Source organism: Frankia sp. CpI1-P (assembly GCF_001421075.1).
Classification (GTDB): Bacteria; Actinomycetota; Actinomycetes; order Frankiales; family Frankiaceae; genus Frankia; species Frankia torreyi.
In genome coordinates, this window is the sequence record NZ_LJJX01000003.1 from 119,222 (window position 1) to 137,164 (window position 17,943).

General features: G+C 75.4%; 10 protein-coding genes and 8 pseudogenes. 8 read left to right on the top strand and 10 right to left on the bottom strand.

Annotated elements, in window-relative coordinates:
• Positions 1-67 precede the first annotated feature (67 nt).
• Positions 68-2,205 (bottom strand): ATP-binding protein (locus tag FF86_RS39285; RefSeq protein ID WP_242418085.1); only part of this gene is annotated, 2,138 nt, incomplete at its 5' end.
• Between the two features lie 1,976 nt (positions 2,206-4,181).
• On the opposite strand from FF86_RS39285, the gene FF86_RS03190 reads away from it, so the two are divergent.
• Positions 4,182-4,958 (top strand): L,D-transpeptidase family protein, encoded by a 777-nt coding sequence (locus FF86_RS03190; RefSeq protein ID WP_052681010.1) that lies wholly within the window; start codon positions 4,182-4,184, stop codon positions 4,956-4,958.
• 52 nt (positions 4,959-5,010) lie between these two features.
• Here the strand turns inward: FF86_RS03190 and FF86_RS39295 are convergent.
• From FF86_RS39295 to FF86_RS39310, 3 pseudogenes are all read right to left on the bottom strand, one after another.
• Positions 5,011-5,276: pseudogene (locus FF86_RS39295) on the bottom strand (6-phosphogluconate dehydrogenase (decarboxylating)); the annotation flags it as partial.
• 1 nt (position 5,277) lies between these two features.
• Positions 5,278-5,649: pseudogene (locus FF86_RS39300) on the bottom strand (6-phosphogluconate dehydrogenase (decarboxylating)); the annotation flags it as partial.
• Positions 5,650-5,678: 29 nt separating this feature from the next.
• A pseudogene (locus FF86_RS39310) lies at positions 5,679-6,036 on the bottom strand (NAD(P)-binding domain-containing protein); the annotation flags it as partial.
• A 310-nt stretch (positions 6,037-6,346) separates the two neighbouring features.
• On the opposite strand from FF86_RS39310, the gene FF86_RS03200 reads away from it, so the two are divergent.
• Positions 6,347-7,876 carry an NAD(P)/FAD-dependent oxidoreductase gene (locus FF86_RS03200; RefSeq protein ID WP_044884342.1) on the top strand — a complete coding sequence of 510 codons (1,530 nt, stop codon included), beginning with the start codon at positions 6,347-6,349 and terminating at the stop codon, positions 7,874-7,876.
• A 51-nt stretch (positions 7,877-7,927) separates the two neighbouring features.
• Here the strand turns inward: FF86_RS03200 and FF86_RS34590 are convergent, their stop codons facing one another.
• From FF86_RS34590 to FF86_RS39325, 4 genes and pseudogenes are all read right to left on the bottom strand, one after another.
• Complete coding sequence (locus FF86_RS34590; protein WP_165699166.1) at positions 7,928-8,071, bottom strand: GPGG-motif small membrane protein; 144 nt, start codon at positions 8,069-8,071, stop codon at positions 7,928-7,930.
• Positions 8,072-8,109: 38 nt separating this feature from the next.
• Positions 8,110-8,466: glycerol-3-phosphate dehydrogenase C-terminal domain-containing protein (locus FF86_RS39315; protein WP_304438092.1), on the bottom strand; the 357-nt coding region annotated here is incomplete at its 5' end.
• A gap of 1 nt (position 8,467) precedes the next feature.
• Positions 8,468-8,811: pseudogene (locus tag FF86_RS39320) on the bottom strand (glycerol-3-phosphate dehydrogenase C-terminal domain-containing protein); the annotation flags it as partial.
• 1 nt (position 8,812) lies between these two features.
• Positions 8,813-9,888 (bottom strand): annotated as a pseudogene (locus tag FF86_RS39325) (glycerol-3-phosphate dehydrogenase/oxidase); the annotation flags it as partial.
• 286 nt (positions 9,889-10,174) lie between these two features.
• Here FF86_RS39325 and FF86_RS64880 point away from each other — a divergent pair.
• The 6 genes and pseudogenes from FF86_RS64880 to FF86_RS64885 form a co-directional block, all read left to right on the top strand.
• On the top strand, positions 10,175-10,704 hold a 530-nt coding region (locus FF86_RS64880), incomplete at its 3' end, for an acyl-CoA dehydrogenase family protein (RefSeq protein WP_396229741.1).
• A 22-nt stretch (positions 10,705-10,726) separates the two neighbouring features.
• A pseudogene (locus FF86_RS39340) lies at positions 10,727-11,003 on the top strand (acyl-CoA dehydrogenase); the annotation flags it as partial.
• 1 nt (position 11,004) lies between these two features.
• Positions 11,005-11,353, top strand: a pseudogene (locus tag FF86_RS39345) (acyl-CoA dehydrogenase family protein); the annotation flags it as partial.
• A 98-nt stretch (positions 11,354-11,451) separates the two neighbouring features.
• Positions 11,452-12,492: acyl-CoA dehydrogenase family protein (locus FF86_RS03215; RefSeq protein ID WP_242418087.1), on the top strand; the 1,041-nt coding region annotated here is incomplete at its 3' end.
• A gap of 1 nt (position 12,493) precedes the next feature.
• Positions 12,494-12,654 (top strand): annotated as a pseudogene (locus tag FF86_RS39350) (acyl-CoA dehydrogenase); the annotation flags it as partial.
• Positions 12,655-13,736: 1,082 nt separating this feature from the next.
• A partial coding sequence (locus FF86_RS64885) for an ATP-binding protein (RefSeq protein ID WP_396229752.1) occupies positions 13,737-14,503 on the top strand: 767 nt, incomplete at its 3' end.
• A 932-nt stretch (positions 14,504-15,435) separates the two neighbouring features.
• On the opposite strand, the gene FF86_RS31420 is transcribed toward FF86_RS64885, so the two are convergent.
• Positions 15,436-17,118, bottom strand: a complete 1,683-nt coding sequence (locus FF86_RS31420; protein ID WP_082121758.1) for a glycerol-3-phosphate dehydrogenase/oxidase — start codon at positions 17,116-17,118, stop codon at positions 15,436-15,438.
• The gene (locus FF86_RS03225) at positions 17,115-17,924 is read right to left on the bottom strand and encodes a TetR/AcrR family transcriptional regulator (RefSeq protein ID WP_236705654.1); all 810 of its coding nucleotides are present in this window, start codon (positions 17,922-17,924) and stop codon (positions 17,115-17,117) included. Before FF86_RS03225 ends, FF86_RS31420 begins: the two co-directional genes overlap by 4 nt.
• Positions 17,925-17,943 lie beyond the last annotated feature (19 nt).

A 17,943-nucleotide genomic window follows, 5' to 3' on the forward strand; every position in this document is an offset into this window, starting at 1 on the left:
GGAGCCAACGCCACCAGCGTGCCGGTCCCGGCGGGGAACTTCCCCGACTCCTCACCGGGCAACGCTCTCACCGGCCGGCCGCGGCCGACTCCGGCGCCTCGGGTCCGGCCAGCGGGCCGCCCGTGCCCGTCTCGACGAGGTTGGCGATCTGGTCGACCAGGTCCGCCAGGCCAGGCCCGGTGCAGGCGTGCTCCAGCGCGATCCCGACGGCCCCGGCAGCCGTCCCGCCGGCGAGCTCCCGCACCGCGTCGACCAGCCCGCTCGCCGTCACGTCGCCGACGCTGACCTGGTCCTCGCCGCCCGTGTAGATCGGGCTGGCGCGCAGCCAGGCGAGCTGCTCGCCGATCGTGCCGCCGGCGACGGCCAGGCCGCGGTCGTGCCAGGACGAGGTGAGCGGGTGGGGGCCCGCGTCCGGACCCTGCCGGCGCACGGCCTCGCCGAGCGCCAGCCGGACGTCCTGCCAGCGGTAGACGCCCGCGGTGAACCGCCGGGAGTCCACCGGCGCGTCGGCGGGCGGCCCGACCAGCAACCGGCGCAGCGTGGCGCGCAGCGCGGCGGCGAAGTCGTCCGGATCGACGGACGGGCGCAGCAGCCGGGCTCGGGCGTCGGTGGCCCGGTCGGTGGCGTGCGCGAGCAGGCAGTCGAGCCGCCGCGGCGGCTGCGCGGCCAGCATCGCGCGCAGCGCTGGCGAGGGGGCGAACGGCGCGAGGCCCAGCACGTGGGCGAAGCCCATCACCTGGTGGGCCGCGACCGCCTCGACCCAGAGCACCAGCCGGGCGTCGTGGGCGGCCAGCGCCGCCGTCTCGGTCTCCTCCAGGGTGCAGGCCCGCCCGAGGGCGCACGCCGCGCCGCAGTGCAGGCTGCGCCGGCCGGCCAGCGGAACCCGGTCGTAGCGGGCGAGATGCGGGGACTCCCGTGCGTCACCGGCGACCATCCGGGCCAGCACCGGACGGTCCATGCCGTCCACGCTGACGGCGGCCACCCCGGCGGGCAGCGCCACGACGGCCTCGGACTGCTCCGGGCGCAGGTTCATCGTGGCGCCGACGGCCTCCCGGTCGTCAGCGGCCGGCAGGCGATGCATCACCTTCAGCGCGGTGTTCTTGATGACGTCGGGCAGGATCTTCGCCGGGATCTGCTCCACGACGACGAGGCCCTCGCCGTAGGCGCGGATCTCGGCGAGCAGGGAGGCGAACAGCTCCACCGCGGCCGCGGCCGGCCCGTCGGTGACGTTCTTGAGCAGCCGGTGCGCCTCCTCGACGACGAGGACGTGCCGTAGCCCGCCGGCGCCGGCGGCCCCGAACCGGACCCGCAGGTGCTCCACGATGCGGATGAGAACCGCCCCGAGCAGGAACGCCTTGTCCTGGTCGCTGGTGATGTCCTCGAGCTCGATGACGACGTTGCGGGTCAGCAGGGCGCCGATGTCGATGGGATGGCCACCCTCGAAGAACCGTCCCGGGCTGCCCTCCCGCAGGCTGCCGATGCGCACGTCGACGAACCCGCGGACGTCGGCGGTGACCTCCGCCCCGTAGCCGATGTTCTCCACCACCCTGGCGGCGGTTCGCTGCAGGTCGCCGAGGGTCGGGTAGCGCCGCCGCGCCTCGACCGGCGCGTCCGCGTCCGGCCCGCGGACGCGGAACCGCGGCCGGTGCGGCGGCTCGGGCCGGTCGAGCACCAGGTTCCAGCCCAGATCCCGGTAGCAGACGGTGAGTGCCCGGGCCAGGACCTGGGGGAACGGCTCATGCGCCTCGAACGCGGCGAGGAACAGCGCGCGGACCAGGTCGAGGTGGCTCTGCAAGGGGAAGCCGGCCTCCGGCTCCAACGGGTTCAGTGACGCCGGCGCCGCGTCAAGCCGGCCAGGCCGGATGACAAGCACCTCACCGGGCCGCACGGCATCCCCGACGCTCCCCGCGCCGAGCCCGCCCGCGCCGAGCCCGCCCGCGCAGTCGGCTCCCGCGTCCCCGCCCTCCGGCGGTCCGGTGAGCGGTCCGGTGAGGTCGGCCAGCCGACCCGCCATCCGCGCGTACTCCGCCTTCGCCGGCTCCAGCACCAGCCACGGCACCGGCGCCGGGGCGCGCGCCAGCGACTCCAGCAGCGACCGCACGGTCTGCGACTTCCCGGAGCCGGTGGCGCCGCAGACGAACGCATGTCGGTTGAGCGTGGACCGGGGGACGGCGAGCGTGCCGGCCGGCGACCAGCCGGCGTCGANGACGTCGCCGAGCCGCACCGCCCCGGGGGCGCCGCGGGGATCCGCGGGCCCGTTGCCGTCCGGGCCCTCCGGCGTCACGTCGAACGTGTGCGGGGTGATGAGCGTGATGCCAGGAAGTTCCCGGCCGGGCGGGCGGGCCAGCGCCGCGAGCAGCTCGGCGCCGGCCCGGAACGGGCTGCGCTCCGCCCCGTCCGCGGGATCCGCCGGCCGCGGCGCCCGGACACCGGCGAACGACGTCGCGGGGCCCAACGGGCGCAGCGTGTAGGGCAGCTCGTCGAGATCGCTGGAGCTGCACAGCAGCGCCGCCAGAGAGAACGCGCCGGCCCTGCTGGCCCCGCCGACGAGGATCTCGACGTCCCACATCCCGCTGGCCGCGGCGCGGCCAAGCTCCCGGTGGCGGCGCTCGGCCCGTTCCAGGTCGAGCCGGGCGTCCTGGTCGTGCTCGCGCAGGCGCAGCGCGGGGATGCTGCGGGCGAGGGCGTCGCGTTCCTCGGTGAGGCGACGCGGCGCAACCGGCCAGGCCAGCACCAGCCAAGCGAACGGGCCGACGAGGTGGGCGGCGTAGTCGTCGAACGAGCCGCGCCGCGCGCCGGCCGGGGGTTGGTTGCCGCCCTCCCCGCCTGGTCCGGGCGCCCACAGCGCGTCCGGGGCGCCACCGCAGCGCAGCCAGTACGGGAAACGGGCGAGGTCGTCGAGGACGGCGCCGGGCGCCAGCGCGACGGCCGTCGATCCGGGCGGGTAGAGCAGCGGGGCCGGTCCGGCCGCCCGCGGCGCCGACGCGGGCCGGGGCCGGNCGGGGCGGGGCGGCCCGGGAAAGGGCGGGAGCGCCGGCAGCCCTCCGCCCTCGGAATCCGGCCACCCGCCGCCCGGTGGCGGGGACGTCGGGCCCGGTGGGATGGTCGGGGGCGGCGGGGCGGCCGCGGCCTCGGCCTCGGCCGCAGGGATGGTGCCCGGGGGGAAGTAGGGCCGGCCGCCGGCGAGGAAGCGGATGTGGGACTCGCCCGGCCCGCGCAGCCAGGCGACAGCGACGCCCGGCGCGGCCGGGCCGGCGTCGAGCGAGGTCAGCTCGGCGTGCGCACCCACGAGCGCGGCGAACAGCGCGGGCGGGACGGGGTCGGGACGGTCGGTCCCCTCCGGGCGCCGCGGGGTGGCCAGGATGCGGTGGAACTGGAAGCCGTCGAGCACGGTCGTCGGGCCTGATTCGGTGGGGGCCCGAGCGGTGACGGGCCGGGTCGGTGGCGGCCGATTGCGGTGCGGTGAGCGCACTGCGGTGCGGTGTGCGCATGCGGTGCGGTGTGCACGCTTTGTCGCCGCAGATTGACCAGAACGTACCGCAATCGACTCCATGCATCTCGCGCCGTGGGTGCCGGCGACAGGCGTAACCCGGTCGGGCGTGATCCCACCCTCGTCGCGGCCGCGGGGGCGCTGGATGGGCCGGGGTCGGCAGCCGACCGTGCGTTCGTCCTCGCCGGACCTCGCCTGGTTCCGTGCCGACGGCGGGCCGCCGAGCAATCGATCCGCAGCGGCAATCTGTCACCCTCCGCACGGCAAAAAATCCTGATCGTGCTGATCGGCGGGTCTTTCCGGTGCTCTGCGGGCGTTCCGGGCAGGTTCGGAACCGCCCTGTGGGGGAGGTGATGAGGAGTGCGCCGCGGACGATGATGATCCGCCCGGGGAGGCATTCCTCAATGTCACCCAGCGTTCGGATGCTGTGACCGCATGGCACGGGCATCGCGCTGGGGTATCCCACCGAAGAGCGGGAGGCGATCCGTATCGTCGTGACCGGTGCGCCGTGGTCGCACCCCGGTGGCGCGGGCGCGGTCGCCGCCGGGAGCGTCGGCCCTCGACAGCGCGACGCCGCCCCGCCCGCGGCGTCGTCCCGGAGGCCGCAGACATGGCCGATCACCGCAACAGACCTCGCCGCGCGGGCGCCGCGCGGGGCCGGTCGGTCGCCGTCGGTGTCGCGGCTGCCGGCGTGACTCTGGTCGTGGGCGCCGCGAGCGCCGTCCACTTCAGCGGTCCCGGCTCGGAGCGGGACCCGAGGCCGTCGGCATCGGTCGGCGCAGCCTCGGCCGGGTCGGCCCCATCGGCGGCGGGCGCGGAGCGGGTGCGGCCGAACCGGGTCGTGGGCGCGGACGGCACGGCCGGGGCCTCGGGCGCTGTGCCTGGCATCGGGGCGGTGATGTCGGCGAAGATTCCCCGGGACGCCCTCCAGGTGATCGTCGCGAGCGGCGCCGACCGGGATACGAACACCAACAACGTGACGCTGTGGCAGCGCGCGAACCCGGACGCCCCCTGGGAGCCGTTCGGTGCCCCGCTGACCGGGCGCAACGGCGCCAACGGGTGGACCTTCACCCACCACGAGGGCGACCTGCGCAGCCCCATCGGGGTGTTCAGCCTGACGGCGGCCGGCGGCCGGTTGCCGGATCCGGGTACCGGCATGCCCTACGAGTACCGGCCGGCGTTCTACCGGACGGCGGCGCCGCAGGGGCAGCCGATGGCCGACGCGTTCAACTACGTCGTCGCCATCGACTACAACCGGCTGCCCGGGCGTCCCCCGTCGGACCCGACCCGGCCGCTGGGCGACCAGGTCGGCGGCGACATCTGGCTGCACGTCGACCACAGGTCGCCGACCCGGGGCTGCGTCGCCGTCGAGCAGGACGCGCTGACGTCCATCCTGCGCTGGCTGAAGCCCACCGCCCATCCCATGATCGTCATGGGTGACGTGGGTGATCTCGGCGCCGACATCTGACCCGCCCGAGCCACCGACCCGCCCGAGCCGCCGACCTGAAGGCCGGCCGAGCTCAGCCGGCCTTCGGGGCGTGCTGCTCCGCGTGGCCGCCGAACTGCTTGCGCATCGCGGAGAGCAGCTTGTCCGCGAACAGGCTCTCGCCACGGGAGCTGAACCGCTCGTACAGGGAGGCGGTCAGCACGTGCGCGGGCACGCCCTCCTCCACCGCGGCGAGCACCGTCCAGCGGCCCTCACCCGAGTCGGAGACCCGGCCGCTGAACTCGGCGAGTTCGGGGTCCTCCTGCAGGGCGGCGGCGGTGAGGTCGAGCAGCCAGGAGCNGACGACGCTGCCCCGCCGCCAGACCTCCGCGATCGCGGCGGTGTCGAAGTCGTACTGGTAGAACTGCGGGTCGCCCAGCGGGGCCGTCTCGGCGTTGTGCTCCAGGGCCTCCCGGCCGATGTTCGCCTTGTCGAGGATGGCGAGACCCTCGGCGAACGCGGCCATCATCCCGTACTCGATGCCGTTGTGGACCATCTTGACGAAGTGCCCGGCGCCGTTCGGCCCGCAGTACAGGTAGCCCTTCTCGGCCTGCACCGGCTCGCCGTCGCGGCCGGGGGTGCGGGGGATGGCGCCGACGCCGGGGGCGATCGTCTCGAACAACGGCTCCAGCCGGGCCACGGCCTCCGGCTCGCCGCCGATCATCAGGCAGTANCCGCGTTCCAGGCCGAACACGCCGCCANAGGTGCCGACGTCGACGTAGTGGATGCCCTTGGTGGCAAGCTCCTTCGCCTTGTGGATGTCGTCGCGGTAGTACGAGTTGCCGCCGTCGATGATGACGTCGTCCGGTGCGAAGTGCTCGGCGACCGCGTCGACGGTCTGCCCGGTCAGCCCGGCCGGCACCATGATCCAGGCGGTCCGCGGGGGACGCAGCGCCGCGGCGAACTCGGCGAGCGTGCCCGCCCCCGTGGCGCCCTCGGCCTCCAGGGCCTTGATGGCCTCGGCGTTCACGTCGTAGACCACGCACTCGTGGCCGTCGCGGATCAGCCGGCGAACCAGGTTGGCGCCCATCCGGCCGAGGCCCACCATCCCGAGCTGCATCTTGTCTCCCCGCTCGTTTCGTCACGGCGGCCCGGTGCGGGCGGCTACGCGCGCACCGGGCCCTGCTTCGCGCTACGACGCCATTGTTCCCTTGACACCCCGCGTCTCCCGGTCACGGGCGGCGCGCCGTCCGTTCGGGCCGGGTGCTTCTCGTCACCGTTCCCGCGCGNACGGTACGACCGGGCCGTCCCCCGCCATGCTGCCGGCGGCAGATGACGGTTCGGGGTCGAGAAAGCAGCGGATCCCTTACCACCGCCCGGCCAGCCCCCCGGCTGCGGTGATCTGGCGGCGACGGTGGGGAGGCACGGGCATGGCCCCGGACACACAGGCGGACACACGGGCACAGGGCGCCCGGGCACAGGGCGCGCAGGTGGATGTGATCGTGATCGGCGCGGGCCCCGCCGGAGAGAACGTCGCCGGCCGGTGCGCCGACGCGGGGCTCGCCGTGACGATCGTCGAACGGGAGCTCGTCGGCGGCGAGTGCAGCTACTGGGGCTGCATCCCGAGCAAGACCCTCATCCGGCCGGGGGAGGTGCTCGCCGCGGCGCGCCGAGTGCCCGGCGCCGCGGCGGCGGTCACCGGCGCGCTGGACCCCGCGGCGGTGTTCACGCGCCGCGACCGGCTGGTCGGCGGCTTCTCGGACGACTCCCAGGTGCCGTGGCTGACCGACAAGGGCGTGACGCTCGTTCGTGGAACCGGCCGGCTGACCGGCCGGCCCCGCCACGTCGAGGTCACCGCCGCCGACGGCGACCGCCGGGTGCTGATCGCGTCGCGGGCGGTGGTCGTGGCCACCGGCAGCCGGGCGACGGTCCCGCCGATCCCGGGTCTCGCCGAGGCCGACCCCTGGGACAACCGTTCCGCGACCGCCGCCCGCTCGGTGCCGCGCCGCCTCGTGGTACTCGGCGGCGGCGCCGTCGGCGCGGAGCTCGCCCAGGCGTTCCGCCGGCTCGGCAGCGCCGAGGTCACGCTCGTCGAGGGCTCGCCGCGGCTGCTCGCCCGGGAGGAGGAGTTCGCCGGGGAGCAGGTACGCGCGGCGTTCGAGGCGGACGGCATCACGGTGCGCCTCGGCACCCGGGCCGTCGAGGTGCGTCGCAGCCGCCCCGACTCCGCGACCCCGCGCGGCCCGGTGACCGTCACCCTCGCCGACGCGGCGGGGCCGGACGCCAGGGGCGACGACGCCAGGGGCGACGACGCCGGGGGCGAGGCCGTCGTGGCGGACGAGATCCTGGTGGCGGTCGGACGCACCCCGGCGACCGGCGACCTGGGCCTGGCCGCCGTCGGGCTGCCGCCCGGGAAGTTCATCGAGGTCGACGACCGTCTCCTGGCGGTCGGGGTGGACGGCGGCTGGCTGTACGCGGTCGGCGACGTCTGCGGCCGCGCCCTGCTCACCCACATGGGCAAGTACCAGGCGCGGATCGTCGCCGACGTCATCACCGGCCGCCGGGACGCCGCGGGCGAGCCTGCCCGTGACGTGGCGGACGGCCTCGCCATCCCACGGGTGACCTTCACCGATCCCCAGGTCAGTGCGGTCGGGCTGACCGAGCGGGCCGCGCGGGAGGCGGGCCTGGCGGTCCGGGCGGTCAGCGTCGCGACCGGTGGGGTGGCCGGGGCGTCGGTGCGCGGCGAAGGGATCACCGGCACTTCGAAGATCGTCGTCGACGAGTCCCGGCGGGTCCTGGTGGGCGCGACGTTCACCGGCCCGGACACCCAGGAGATGGTCCACGCGGCGACGATCGCGATCGTCGCCGCGGTGCCCGTCGAGCGGCTGTGGCACGCGGTGCCCTCGTTTCCGACGGTGAGCGAGGTGTGGCTCCGCCTGCTGGAGGAATACGGCCTGTAATCCCGTCTTTCGCCCGGCCTTCATTCTCGGCAAAGGGCGGAACCACGGGCGTCAACTGAACACCGAAACACCGCCCGGGCCGATGAGCAGGCCGACGACGATGAGCACGATGCCGTAGATGAGACCCCCGCGGACGATCGTGACAACCCCCGCGATGACGAAGATCGCCGCGATGATCCAGAGAATGGTGTCCATGGAGGCGTCGTTCCTCGCGCCGGCCTACTAAAACCCGTTCAGCCGGCGGCCGGGGCGGGGGTGCGGCGTTCGGCCCGACCCAGGCGCACGTCGGGCGCGCCGAGTCGGGCCGCGTCCGCGGTGGCGTCGTCGGCCTGCCGCTGCGAGGCCCGTTCGGCCTGCACCCGGGCCAGGTAGTGCTCGACCTCGCGGTCGCGGGCGGTGGCGTCCCAGCCGAGCGTGGGGGCGATGAGCTCGGCGACGTGGCGGGCCGCCTCCACCCCGCGGTCGGGGGTCTCGATCGAGATGCGGGTCCGCCGGGTCAGCACGTCCTCCAGGTGCAGCGCCCCCTCGTGGGTGACCGCGTACACCGCCTCGGCGGCCAGGTAGGTCGACGCCCCGGGCAGCGGCCGGGANAGCTCCGCGCGGGACGCGGCGAGCTCCAGCACCTCCTCCGCGAGGGTGCCGTAGCGGTGCAGCAGGTGTTCGATCCACCCGACGTGCAGCCCGGCGCGCCGGGCGAGGCTCTCCCGGGCGTTCCACAGGGCGGGGAAGCCGTCGGCCCCGAGCAGCGGGATCTTCTCCGTGCACGACGCCGGCACCGCCCGGTTCATCCCGCTCACCGCCGCGTCGACCGCGTCGGCGGCCATCACCCGGTAGGTCGTGTACTTGCCGCCGGCGACCATCGTCAGGCCCGGCACGGGGGTGACGACGGCGTGCTCGCGGGAGAGCTGCGAGGTGTCCTCGGACTCGCCGGCCAGNAGCGGCCGCAGGCCCGCGTACACGCCGATGATGTCGTCCGCGGTCAGCGGGGTGCGCAGCACCCGGTTGACGGTGGTGAGCAGGTAGTCGATGTCGGCGCTGCTCGCCGCCGGGTGGGCGAGATCGAGGTTCCAGTCGGTGTCGGTGGTGCCGATGATCCAGTGGCTGCCCCAGGGGATGACGAACAGCACGCTCTTCTCGGTGCGCAGGATCAGCCCCGTCTCGCCGTGGATGCGGTCGCGGGGGACGACGATGTGCACCCCCTTCGACGCCCGGACCGACAGCCGCCCCCGCCCGCCCACCATCGACTGGATCTCGTCGGTCCACACCCCGGCGGCGTTGATGGTCTGCCGGGCGCGCAGCGCGATCTCGTCGCCGGACTCCAGGTCGAGCACCGTGACGCCGGCGACCCGGTCGCCCTCCCGGAGCAGGCCGGTGACCCGTGCGCTGGTCGCGAGGAGCGCCCCGTAGCGCACCGCGGTCCGCGCCACGAACAGGGTGTGCCGGGCGTCGTCGACCTGGCCGTCCCAGTACTGGATGGCGCCGACGAGGGCGTCGGAGCGCAGGGACGGAAAGACCCGCAGCGCCGCCTTGCGGCTCAGATGCCGGTGGTGGGGCATGGTCCCGTCGCCGCCCGGCGCGATGCGGGCCAGGCCCTGGCCGAGGGTGTCGTACAGCAGCACGCCGCTGCCGATGTAGGCGCGTTCCCAGCCGTGGTGGGTCAGCGGCAGCAGGAACGGGACGCTGTGGACGAGGTGCGGGGCGAGGGTGTCCAGCATGAGGGATCGTTCCCGCAGGGCCTCGCGGACCAGCGGGGCGTTGAGCTGTTCGAGGTAGCGAAGCCCTCCGTGGATCAGCTTGCTGGAGCGGCTGGAGGTGCCGGCGGCGAGGTCGCGGGCCTCGACGAGGGCCACCGACAGTCCGCGGGTGGCGGCGTCCAGCGCGACTCCCGCGCCGGTCACCCCACCGCCGATCACGGCGACGTCCATCATCTCGGTGCGCATCCTGCGCAGCGCCTCGGCGCGGCGGGCAGGATCGAGGCCCGCGGTCGGCGCTGCGTGCCTGGTCGGCGTCATGGGCGGCTGTCCTCCTTCGGGCGGGCGGGTCCCGGTTCAGGTGGGCGGGTCCGGGTTCAGGTGGGCGGGTCCGGGCGGTGCCGCGGCGACCGCATCCCCATCGTGCCGGCTGGCGGTGACCGGCGCCTGTGCGCGGGTGAACGGCGGGCGTCCGGCGGGGGGCGCCGAGGCGTCGCCGGGGTCGGCGGGGTCGGCGACCGGCACACCACGCGGTTATCGAGTACTACGGTCTGGACTGAGCCCGGCTCCCGTGGCGGGCACACGCCGACAAGATGGGTTAGACCACGTGGATCTGAGCTATCCCCCGGAGGCGGAGGAGTTCCGCGCCGAGCTGCGCGCCTGGCTGACCGCGAACATCCCCGCCGCCTGGACCGAACCCGGCTTCTGGGCCACCGTCGGCGAGGACGAGGCGTTCGACCTGCGCCGGGACTGGGAGCGGCGCAAGGCGCTGGCCGGGTTCGCCGGGATCGACTGGCCGGTCGAGTACGGCGGGCGCGGCGGCACCCCCGCGATGCGGGCGATCCACGACTCCGAGCTGGTGCGCGCCCGCGCCCCCCGTTCGGTGAACAGCCTCGGCCTGGTCTTCCTCGCCCCGACCGTCATGGCGGTGGGCACCCCGGAGCAGAAGGCCGACATCATCGGGCCGATGCTGCGCAACGAGGTCATCTGGTGTCAGGGCTTCTCGGAGCCGGACGCGGGGTCCGACCTCGCCGCCCTGCGCACCCGCGGGGTGCTCGACGGTGACGAGTTCGTCGTCAACGGCCAGAAGGTGTGGACGACGTTCGCCGGCCGTGGCGACCGGATCTTCACGATGGTNCGCACGGAGCCCGGCAGCAGNCGTCATCGCGGCCTGTCGCTGCTGCTCATCGACATGCACGCCCCCGGGGTCGAGGTGCGTCCGATCCGTCAGATGAGCGGGGTCAGCGAGTTCGGCGAGGTCTTCCTCACCGACGTGCGGGTGCCGGCGTCGCAGTGCCTGGGCGGGATCGGCAACGGCTGGGCGACCGCGATGCTGCTGCTGTCGTTCGAGCGCGGCGCGGCCGGGATCAGCCAGTACACCGCCTATCGGCAGGCCTACGACGAGATCGTGCGGGTGGCGCGGGCGCTGGGCCGTGNCGGCGACCCGGTGCTGCGCCAGGAGCTCGCCCGGCGCCGGGTCGAGCTGGAGTGCCTGCACTACCAGGCGATGCACGTGCTCACCGAGGTCGAGCAGGGCCGCGATCTGGGAGCGTCGTCGTCGGTGACGAAGCTGCAGTGGTCGCAGGCCTACCAGGGCCTGTTCGAGACGTTCGACGAGTTGCTCGGCGCCGACGTCGCCCTGCTGCGGCCCACCGCGGACCTCGACCTGACCGCGCTGCGCCAGGAGAGCTTCTGGACCCGCTCGGTCACGATCTGGGGAGGATCGTCGCAGGTACAGCGCACGATCGTCGCCGAACGCGTGCTGGGCCTGCCCCGAGGGTCGTAGGCTGCCCGCCCCGCCCTCGCCCGCCCCGCCCTCGCCCGCCCCGCCCTCGCCCGCCCCGCCCTCGCCCGCCCCGCCCGGCCCTCAGGAGAACCGCGCCTGTGTACTTCGCCCTCACCGACGAGCAGCGTGCCCTCGCCGAGACCGTCCGCGCCTTCCTGGCTGACCGCTTCGACCTTCGGGCGGTGCGGGCGGTCGTCGACGACGAGCGGGGCGACGGCCATCCCGCCGACCTGTGGCGCGCGATCGGGGAGCAGGGCTGGCTGTCGGTGTGCGTGCCGCCGGAGCACGGCGGCCTCGGTCTCGGCCTCCTCGACGCCCAGGTGATCGCGCGGGAGTTCGGCGCCGGGGTGGTCCCCGGACCGTGGGCGACGACCGTGCTGGCCGGGGCGGCCGTCCGGCGGGTCGGCTCGCCCGAGCAGGCCGCGGCCGTGCTCGGGCCGCTCGGCGCGGGCGAGCTCGTCGCCACCGTGGCGCTGCGTGGCCCGGGTGGGCGCTTCGGCCGCAGCGGGATCGCCGTGCGCGCCGACGCCGCGGGCCGGCTCGACGGCGCCGCCTCCGGCGTCGAGTACGCCCACGTGGCCGACGTCATCGTGGTCGCGGCCACCGAGCCGGTCGCGGCCACCGAGCCGGCCACCGAGCCGGCCACCGAGCCGGCCACCGAGCCGGTCGCGGTGCCGACGGGTGGCGGTTCCGGCCGTGGCGATGGCGGCGTGGGTCTGTACCTGCTGGAACGCGGGGGCGACGGCGTGCGGATCGAACGGCAGGCGAGCATCGACGGCACCACCCGGCTCGCCGCGTTGACGTTGACCGGGGCGCCGGCCGTCCGCCTGCCGGGCTCGGACGCCGCGGCGCTGGCGGACCTGCTGCGCCGCGGCGCGGTGCTGGCCGCCGCGGACCTCGCCGGCGTCGCCCGGGCGGCGCTGACCCGCACCGTCGCCTACGACACCGAGCGGGTCCAGTTCGGCCGGCCGGTCGGGTCGTTCCAGGCGCTGGCCCACCATCTCGCCGACCTGCACGTCGCCGTGACCATGGCCGAGCATGCCGTGCTGTACGCGGCGCACGCCCTCGACGAGGGCCGGCCGGACGCCGACCTCGCCGTCGCCGTGGCGAAGAGCAAGGCGAACCAGGCCGCCGGCGACNCCACCGCCGCGATGGTCCAGTACCACGGCGGGATCGGCTATACCTGGGAGCACGACACCCATTTCTTCTACAAGCGCGCGAAACGCCTCGTCGCCGCCTTCGGCGACAGCCGCCAGCACCTGGAACACCTCGCCCGGCTCACCGTCGACACCGTGGGGTGAGCGGTGCTTCTCCCATCGGGCGTCTCGCGAAGGCCGGGATCCGCGAAGGCCGGGGCCGCGGAAGCCAGGGCGGCGGAAGCCGGGAATAGCGAAATTCCGATTGCGGGCCGCCCCGCGACCCCCGATACCACGCGCGGGATACCTGCCCCTTGGGCAGGGGGCGACGGCCTTATCGTCCACACTTGTGCGACATGAACGGACGCTCGGTGCAGGCGCTGTCCACAGTGATGCTTCGCTGCACCGCCCGGCTGCGGCTCGCCCAGGTGGGCTACCTGCTGGTCTTCGTCGCCGCCTGGGCCGGCTGGTACCGCGCGCACCCGGCGGCGCTGGCCGGCCCGGTCGTCGTACTGGCGTGGGGTGTGCTGTTCGTCGTGCACCTGCGCCGTCGCCCGCGCCGGGCCATGGCGGTCGCCGACGTGGCCTTGGCGGCCCTTGTCGCGCTGGCCACGGGCTGGCTGACGCCTGACGCGTCGCGGGGCGACCCCGCCTCGTTTGCCTTCGTCGGCCTGCTCACCGCCGTGGTGGCGGCGGCGTTCGCCCTGCCGGCCCGGAAGTTCGCCGTGGCCACGGCGGTGCTGGCGGTCGCCCAGCTCGCCGGCGCCGCCCACCATCGGCCCCAGGTGTTCGCCGCGACGGCGATCCTCCTCGTTGTCGGCGCCCTGCTGCATCACGCCGCCGGGCGGCTGCGTCGGGTCGCGGTCGAGGCCGACCGGCAGCACCGCGACGTGACCGCCCGGCGGCGCCGNCAGCTCGTCGCCGAGGGGCGCGAGCAGGACTCCCGTGAGCAGGAGCGGCTCCTGCACGACACGATCCTCAACACGCTCACCGGCCTGGGCATGAGCGAGGACCAGCCGGCCGCCGACCTGCGCCGGCAGTGCGCGGACAGCGTGCGCGTGGTCGAGGAGCACCTGGCCAGCCGGCCGGACGCGGGTCCCACCCTCAGTGAACGCATCAACCAGGCCGTCGGCAGCGCGCGCGGCGCCGGTCTACGGGTCGTGCTGGAGGCCGACGCGCCGGGAGACGGGCCGGAGCCGGCGGGCGAGTGGGTGCCCGACGAGGTCGGCGCCGCCATCGCCGCCGCGATGGGCGAGGCGTTGCGCAACGTCCGATCCCACGCCGGCACCGGCGACGCCCGGGTCCTCGCCCAGGTCGGCCCCGGCCGGCTGGAGGTGTCCGTCATCGACCGGGGACGCGGGTTCCGGACGGCGGAGCTGGCCGCGGACAGCCGCCGTCTCGGGTTGCGGCACTCGGTCTCCGCCCGGATGGCGGCCGTGGGTGGCTCCGCCGACATCTGGTCCGAACCCGGGCAGGGCACCCGGATCACGCTGCGGTGGGAGCTGCCGCAGCCGGTCGCCGCGGAAACGGCGTGCGCCGACCGGCTGGAGGAGCAGTTCGCCGCGGCGGCGCGCCGGGCGTTCGCCCTCGCGGTGGTCGTGGGCTGGCTCGCCGCGCTCATCCCGGTCATCGTGCACCGGGACCAGGCCCGGTCGATGCCGGCCGGCGTGGCGATCTGGCTGACGACGGCCGTGGTCATCGGGCTGACGGCCCGGGTCGTCGCCCGCCGGCCGCTGGTCCGCCGCGAGTCGGCCGCCGTGCTGCTGGTGGCCGTCGCCTCGGCGGTCGCCGGCGCGGTCAACACGGTGGAACCTCCCGGTGAACTGGTCGTGAGCTGGGGCACCACCATGATCAACCCGCTGCTCGTGGCGCTGGCGGTGCTGTCCCGGCCGCCGCGGGAGCGCTACGCTGCCGCCGGGTTCGCGACGGTGGCCATGGTCGGCATCGTCATCGGCCTCGGCCTCGGCTGCAGATACGACCCGCTGGTCCTCGCCAGGCTGGCCGCCGCGGTGTANGCGCAGTGGATCATGCAGGTGCTGGTCACCATGTTCGGGCCGGTCCTGCGGGCCAGCGCGCAGGAGCGGGCGCGGGCCGACGACCTGGAGGCCGACCTGACCAGCCGGCGGGTGCTGGACCGCACCGTCCGCCGGGACCGGCGTCGGCGGCTCGACGAGCTGGACGCGCGGTTCCTGCCGCTGCTGCGCGACATCGCCGCCGGTCGGATCGATCCAGGCCGGCCGGAGGTGCGTGCCCTGTGCATGGCGCGTGCCCGGGCGCTGCGTCGGGATCTCGGCGGTGCCGGCCTCGCTGCGCTGCGTGACCTGGCCGGTACGATCGAACAGGCCGAGGCGCGGGGCATCGCCGTCACCGTCCAGACGGACGGCGACCTGCTGATGCTGCCCGAGCCGGTGCGCCGGGAGTTCCTTGCCCGGGTCTCGGCGGTGCTGGCCGCCGTCCGGGAGGGGCCCGTGGTGCTCACCGGCTACCTCGGCACCGCGCAGGCGAGCGTCTACCTCACCTATCCGGCCCGCCGTGCCCCGGCCCCGCCTGTCCTGCCGGCCCCGCCTGTCCTGCCAGTGCAGGGAGCGGCAGCGGCTGACGCGCGGGTTGTCGGGCGGCTCGAAGGGCGGCGGGCCGGGGTGCCGGCGACGCCAGGACGACCCGTTCTCGCCGGGCCGACCCTGGCCGAGTTCGGCCGGGCGAGCGAGTTCGGCCCCGGCGGCTCGGGGCTGGTCCGCGCCGGCGGGACGATCGGCGAGGGCGTCGCCTGCATCGAGATGCACTGGTCCGCGACCATCGAGGCCGGCCCTGCCGATCCGGCCGGCCCCGCCAGTCCGGCCGGCCCCGCCGGCCCGGACGACCAGGCGACGGCTGCCTCCGAGCGGATCGGCTCTTCTGGCGGGTCCGGCCCAGTGGAGGGCCTCGGTGAACCCGGTGGGGAGACGGTCAGCGTGTCATCGCATGGTCGAACAGCCGGGTGGCGGCGGCGAGCGCCGCGCGCCGCTCGGCGGGAACGAGGCCGATCCGCGAACGGCGGTCCAGCAGGTCCGCCGGATCGAGCGCTCCCTCATGGCACACCGCGAACAGCAGCTCCGCCCCCGTGACCGGCACCCCATCGACGATCGGCGCGAGCAGTCCAGGGTCGTCGTCGGCGACCGCGAGCACCCGCGGCGCCTCCGTGCCGTACCGCTCAACCAGCCGGCGCGGTGCCGCGACCGCGGCGAGCACCGATCGCGGTGCGGCGCCGACGAGCCCGAGCCGCCGGGTCCGGCAGGGGCCGGCGGGCAGCTCGCCGGCTGTGATGGCCGCGTCCACGGCATCGGCGGCCATCCGCCGGTAGGTCGTGAGCTTCCCGCCGACGACGGTGACCAGACCGCCCGGATCGGTGCGGACGAGATGGCGCCGGGACAGGTCCGCGGTGCGCCCCGGGTGGGCGATGTCGGGTCGGGGAGAGCCGCCGGGTCGGGGGTGGTCGTCGGGTCGAGGGTGGTCGTCGGGCCGGGGGTGGTCGTCGAGAAGGGGGCGCAGCCCGGCGAACGCGCCGAGCAGGTCGGCGCGGTCCAGGGGCGCGGCGAGCACGGTCGACACGACGTCGACGAGCTCGGCGATCTCGCTGTCGTCGGGCTCGGGGACGTCGGTGATCCGATCGACCGGGACGTCGGTCAGTCCGACATAGACCCGGCCGTCACCCTGCGGGAGCACCAGCGCGAACCGGTTGTGCTCACCCGGCATCGGCACGGACAGCGCCCCGCGGGCTCCCGCCAGGGCGTCCGAGCGCAGTACCAGGTGCGTGCCGCGGCTTGGTCGCAGCCGGATGCCGGGCGTCAGGGCCGGGGCCCAGACGCCGGTGGCGTTCACGACAGTCCGGGCGCGCAGCCGGATCTCGTCCCCGGTGCGCTGGTCGCGGGCGGTCACCTCGAAGCCGCGGTGCCGGGCGGCCGCCGGTGCGCCGCCGCCCGCCGCGCCGGGCCCGTCGATGTGTTCGACCCGAAGGCGGGTGAGGATTCGGGCGCCGTGGCCGGCGGCGGTGCGGGCCAGGGCGACGACGAGCCGCGCGTCGTCGACGAGCTGGCCGTCCCAGTACACCAGGCCGCCGCGCAGCCCGGTCTCCCGCAGCGCGGGGGCGAGGCCGAGGGTCTCCACCGCCGTCAGCCGGCGCGGCCTCGGCAGCACGGTGTGCGGGGTGCCGGCAGCGCGGCGCAGCACATCGCCGATCCGCAGCCCGGTGTGCACCAGCGCGGCCGCCGAGCGGGACACCTGTGGTGTCAGCGGGGTCACGATCGGCAGTGCCCGGACGAGGTGGGGCGCGGTGTGCCGCATCAGGATGTCGCGCTCCACCGCGCTCTCCCATGCCACCGCGACGTCGCCGCCGGCGAGATAACGCAGCCCGCCGTGGACGAGCTTGGAGCTCCACCGGCTGGTGCCGAAGGCGAGGTCGTGGGCCTCGGCGAGCGCAACCGACAGGCCGCGCGACGCGGCGTCCAGGGCGACCCCGGCGCCGGTGACGCCGCCGCCGACCACCAGCACGTCGACCGGATCGCCGTCGACGGTGGCGGCCAGTTCCCGGTCGCGCCGCCGCGCGTTGAGGGAGGTGTTCCCCGGCGGGGCCGGCCAGCCGGCACCCGTCAAGGCGTCGCGCCCCGGGTCGGCCCGCCGACGCTTGCGGCGCGCACGGGTGGCGTACCTGCGGCGTCGGGAGCGAGGTAGCCGCGCAGCAGGCGCCGCAGCTCGGTCGCCAGCGTCGCGGCCGACACCGGCCCGGCGAGGGCGCCCGCAGACAGCACGAACGACTGCACGACGAGCAGCACCATGACCGCCAGCGCCGCCGGGTCCACCGGGCGCACCGTGCCGTTCCGCGCGGCGGCGTCGAGCTGCCCGGCCAGCAGGTCGATGATCATCTGCTGGGTGGCGCCGCGCCGCTCGGTCAGGTACGGCAGCAGCAGCTCCGGGTCGGTCTCGATGATCCGCAGGTAGATCGGGTTCGTCCGGAACGCCTCCACGGTCGCGATGACGTGGTCGACGAGGTCGTCCAGGTCGCCGCCGGACCGATCGGAGGCAGTCGGCCGCGTCGCCGCCGTGACCACCCGTGTCCACTCCCGGGTCATCACGTCGCCGACCAGCGAGCGCAGGTCCGGCCAGCGCCGGTAGAGGGTCATCCGGCTCACCCCGGCACGGCGGGCGACCTCGGTCAGCGTGGTGCGGCGGACCCCGACCGCCAGCAGCGACGCCTTCGCCGCGTCGAGGACGGCGTCCTCGCCGGACCAGCGGACCGGACGACCCGGGGCCACGGCGGTGTCGGGTCGCCGGTCGGTGCCGGGGTGCCGGTCGGTGGCGGGGTGCCGGTCGGTGTCGAGCATCGTGCGGCCACCCTCCTGGTCGACTGCCGCGATCGTGCACCGGGCGTCGCGGGGGCGCACCCGCTGCGGCTGTGCCATCGTGGAGTCGGGGTCTTGT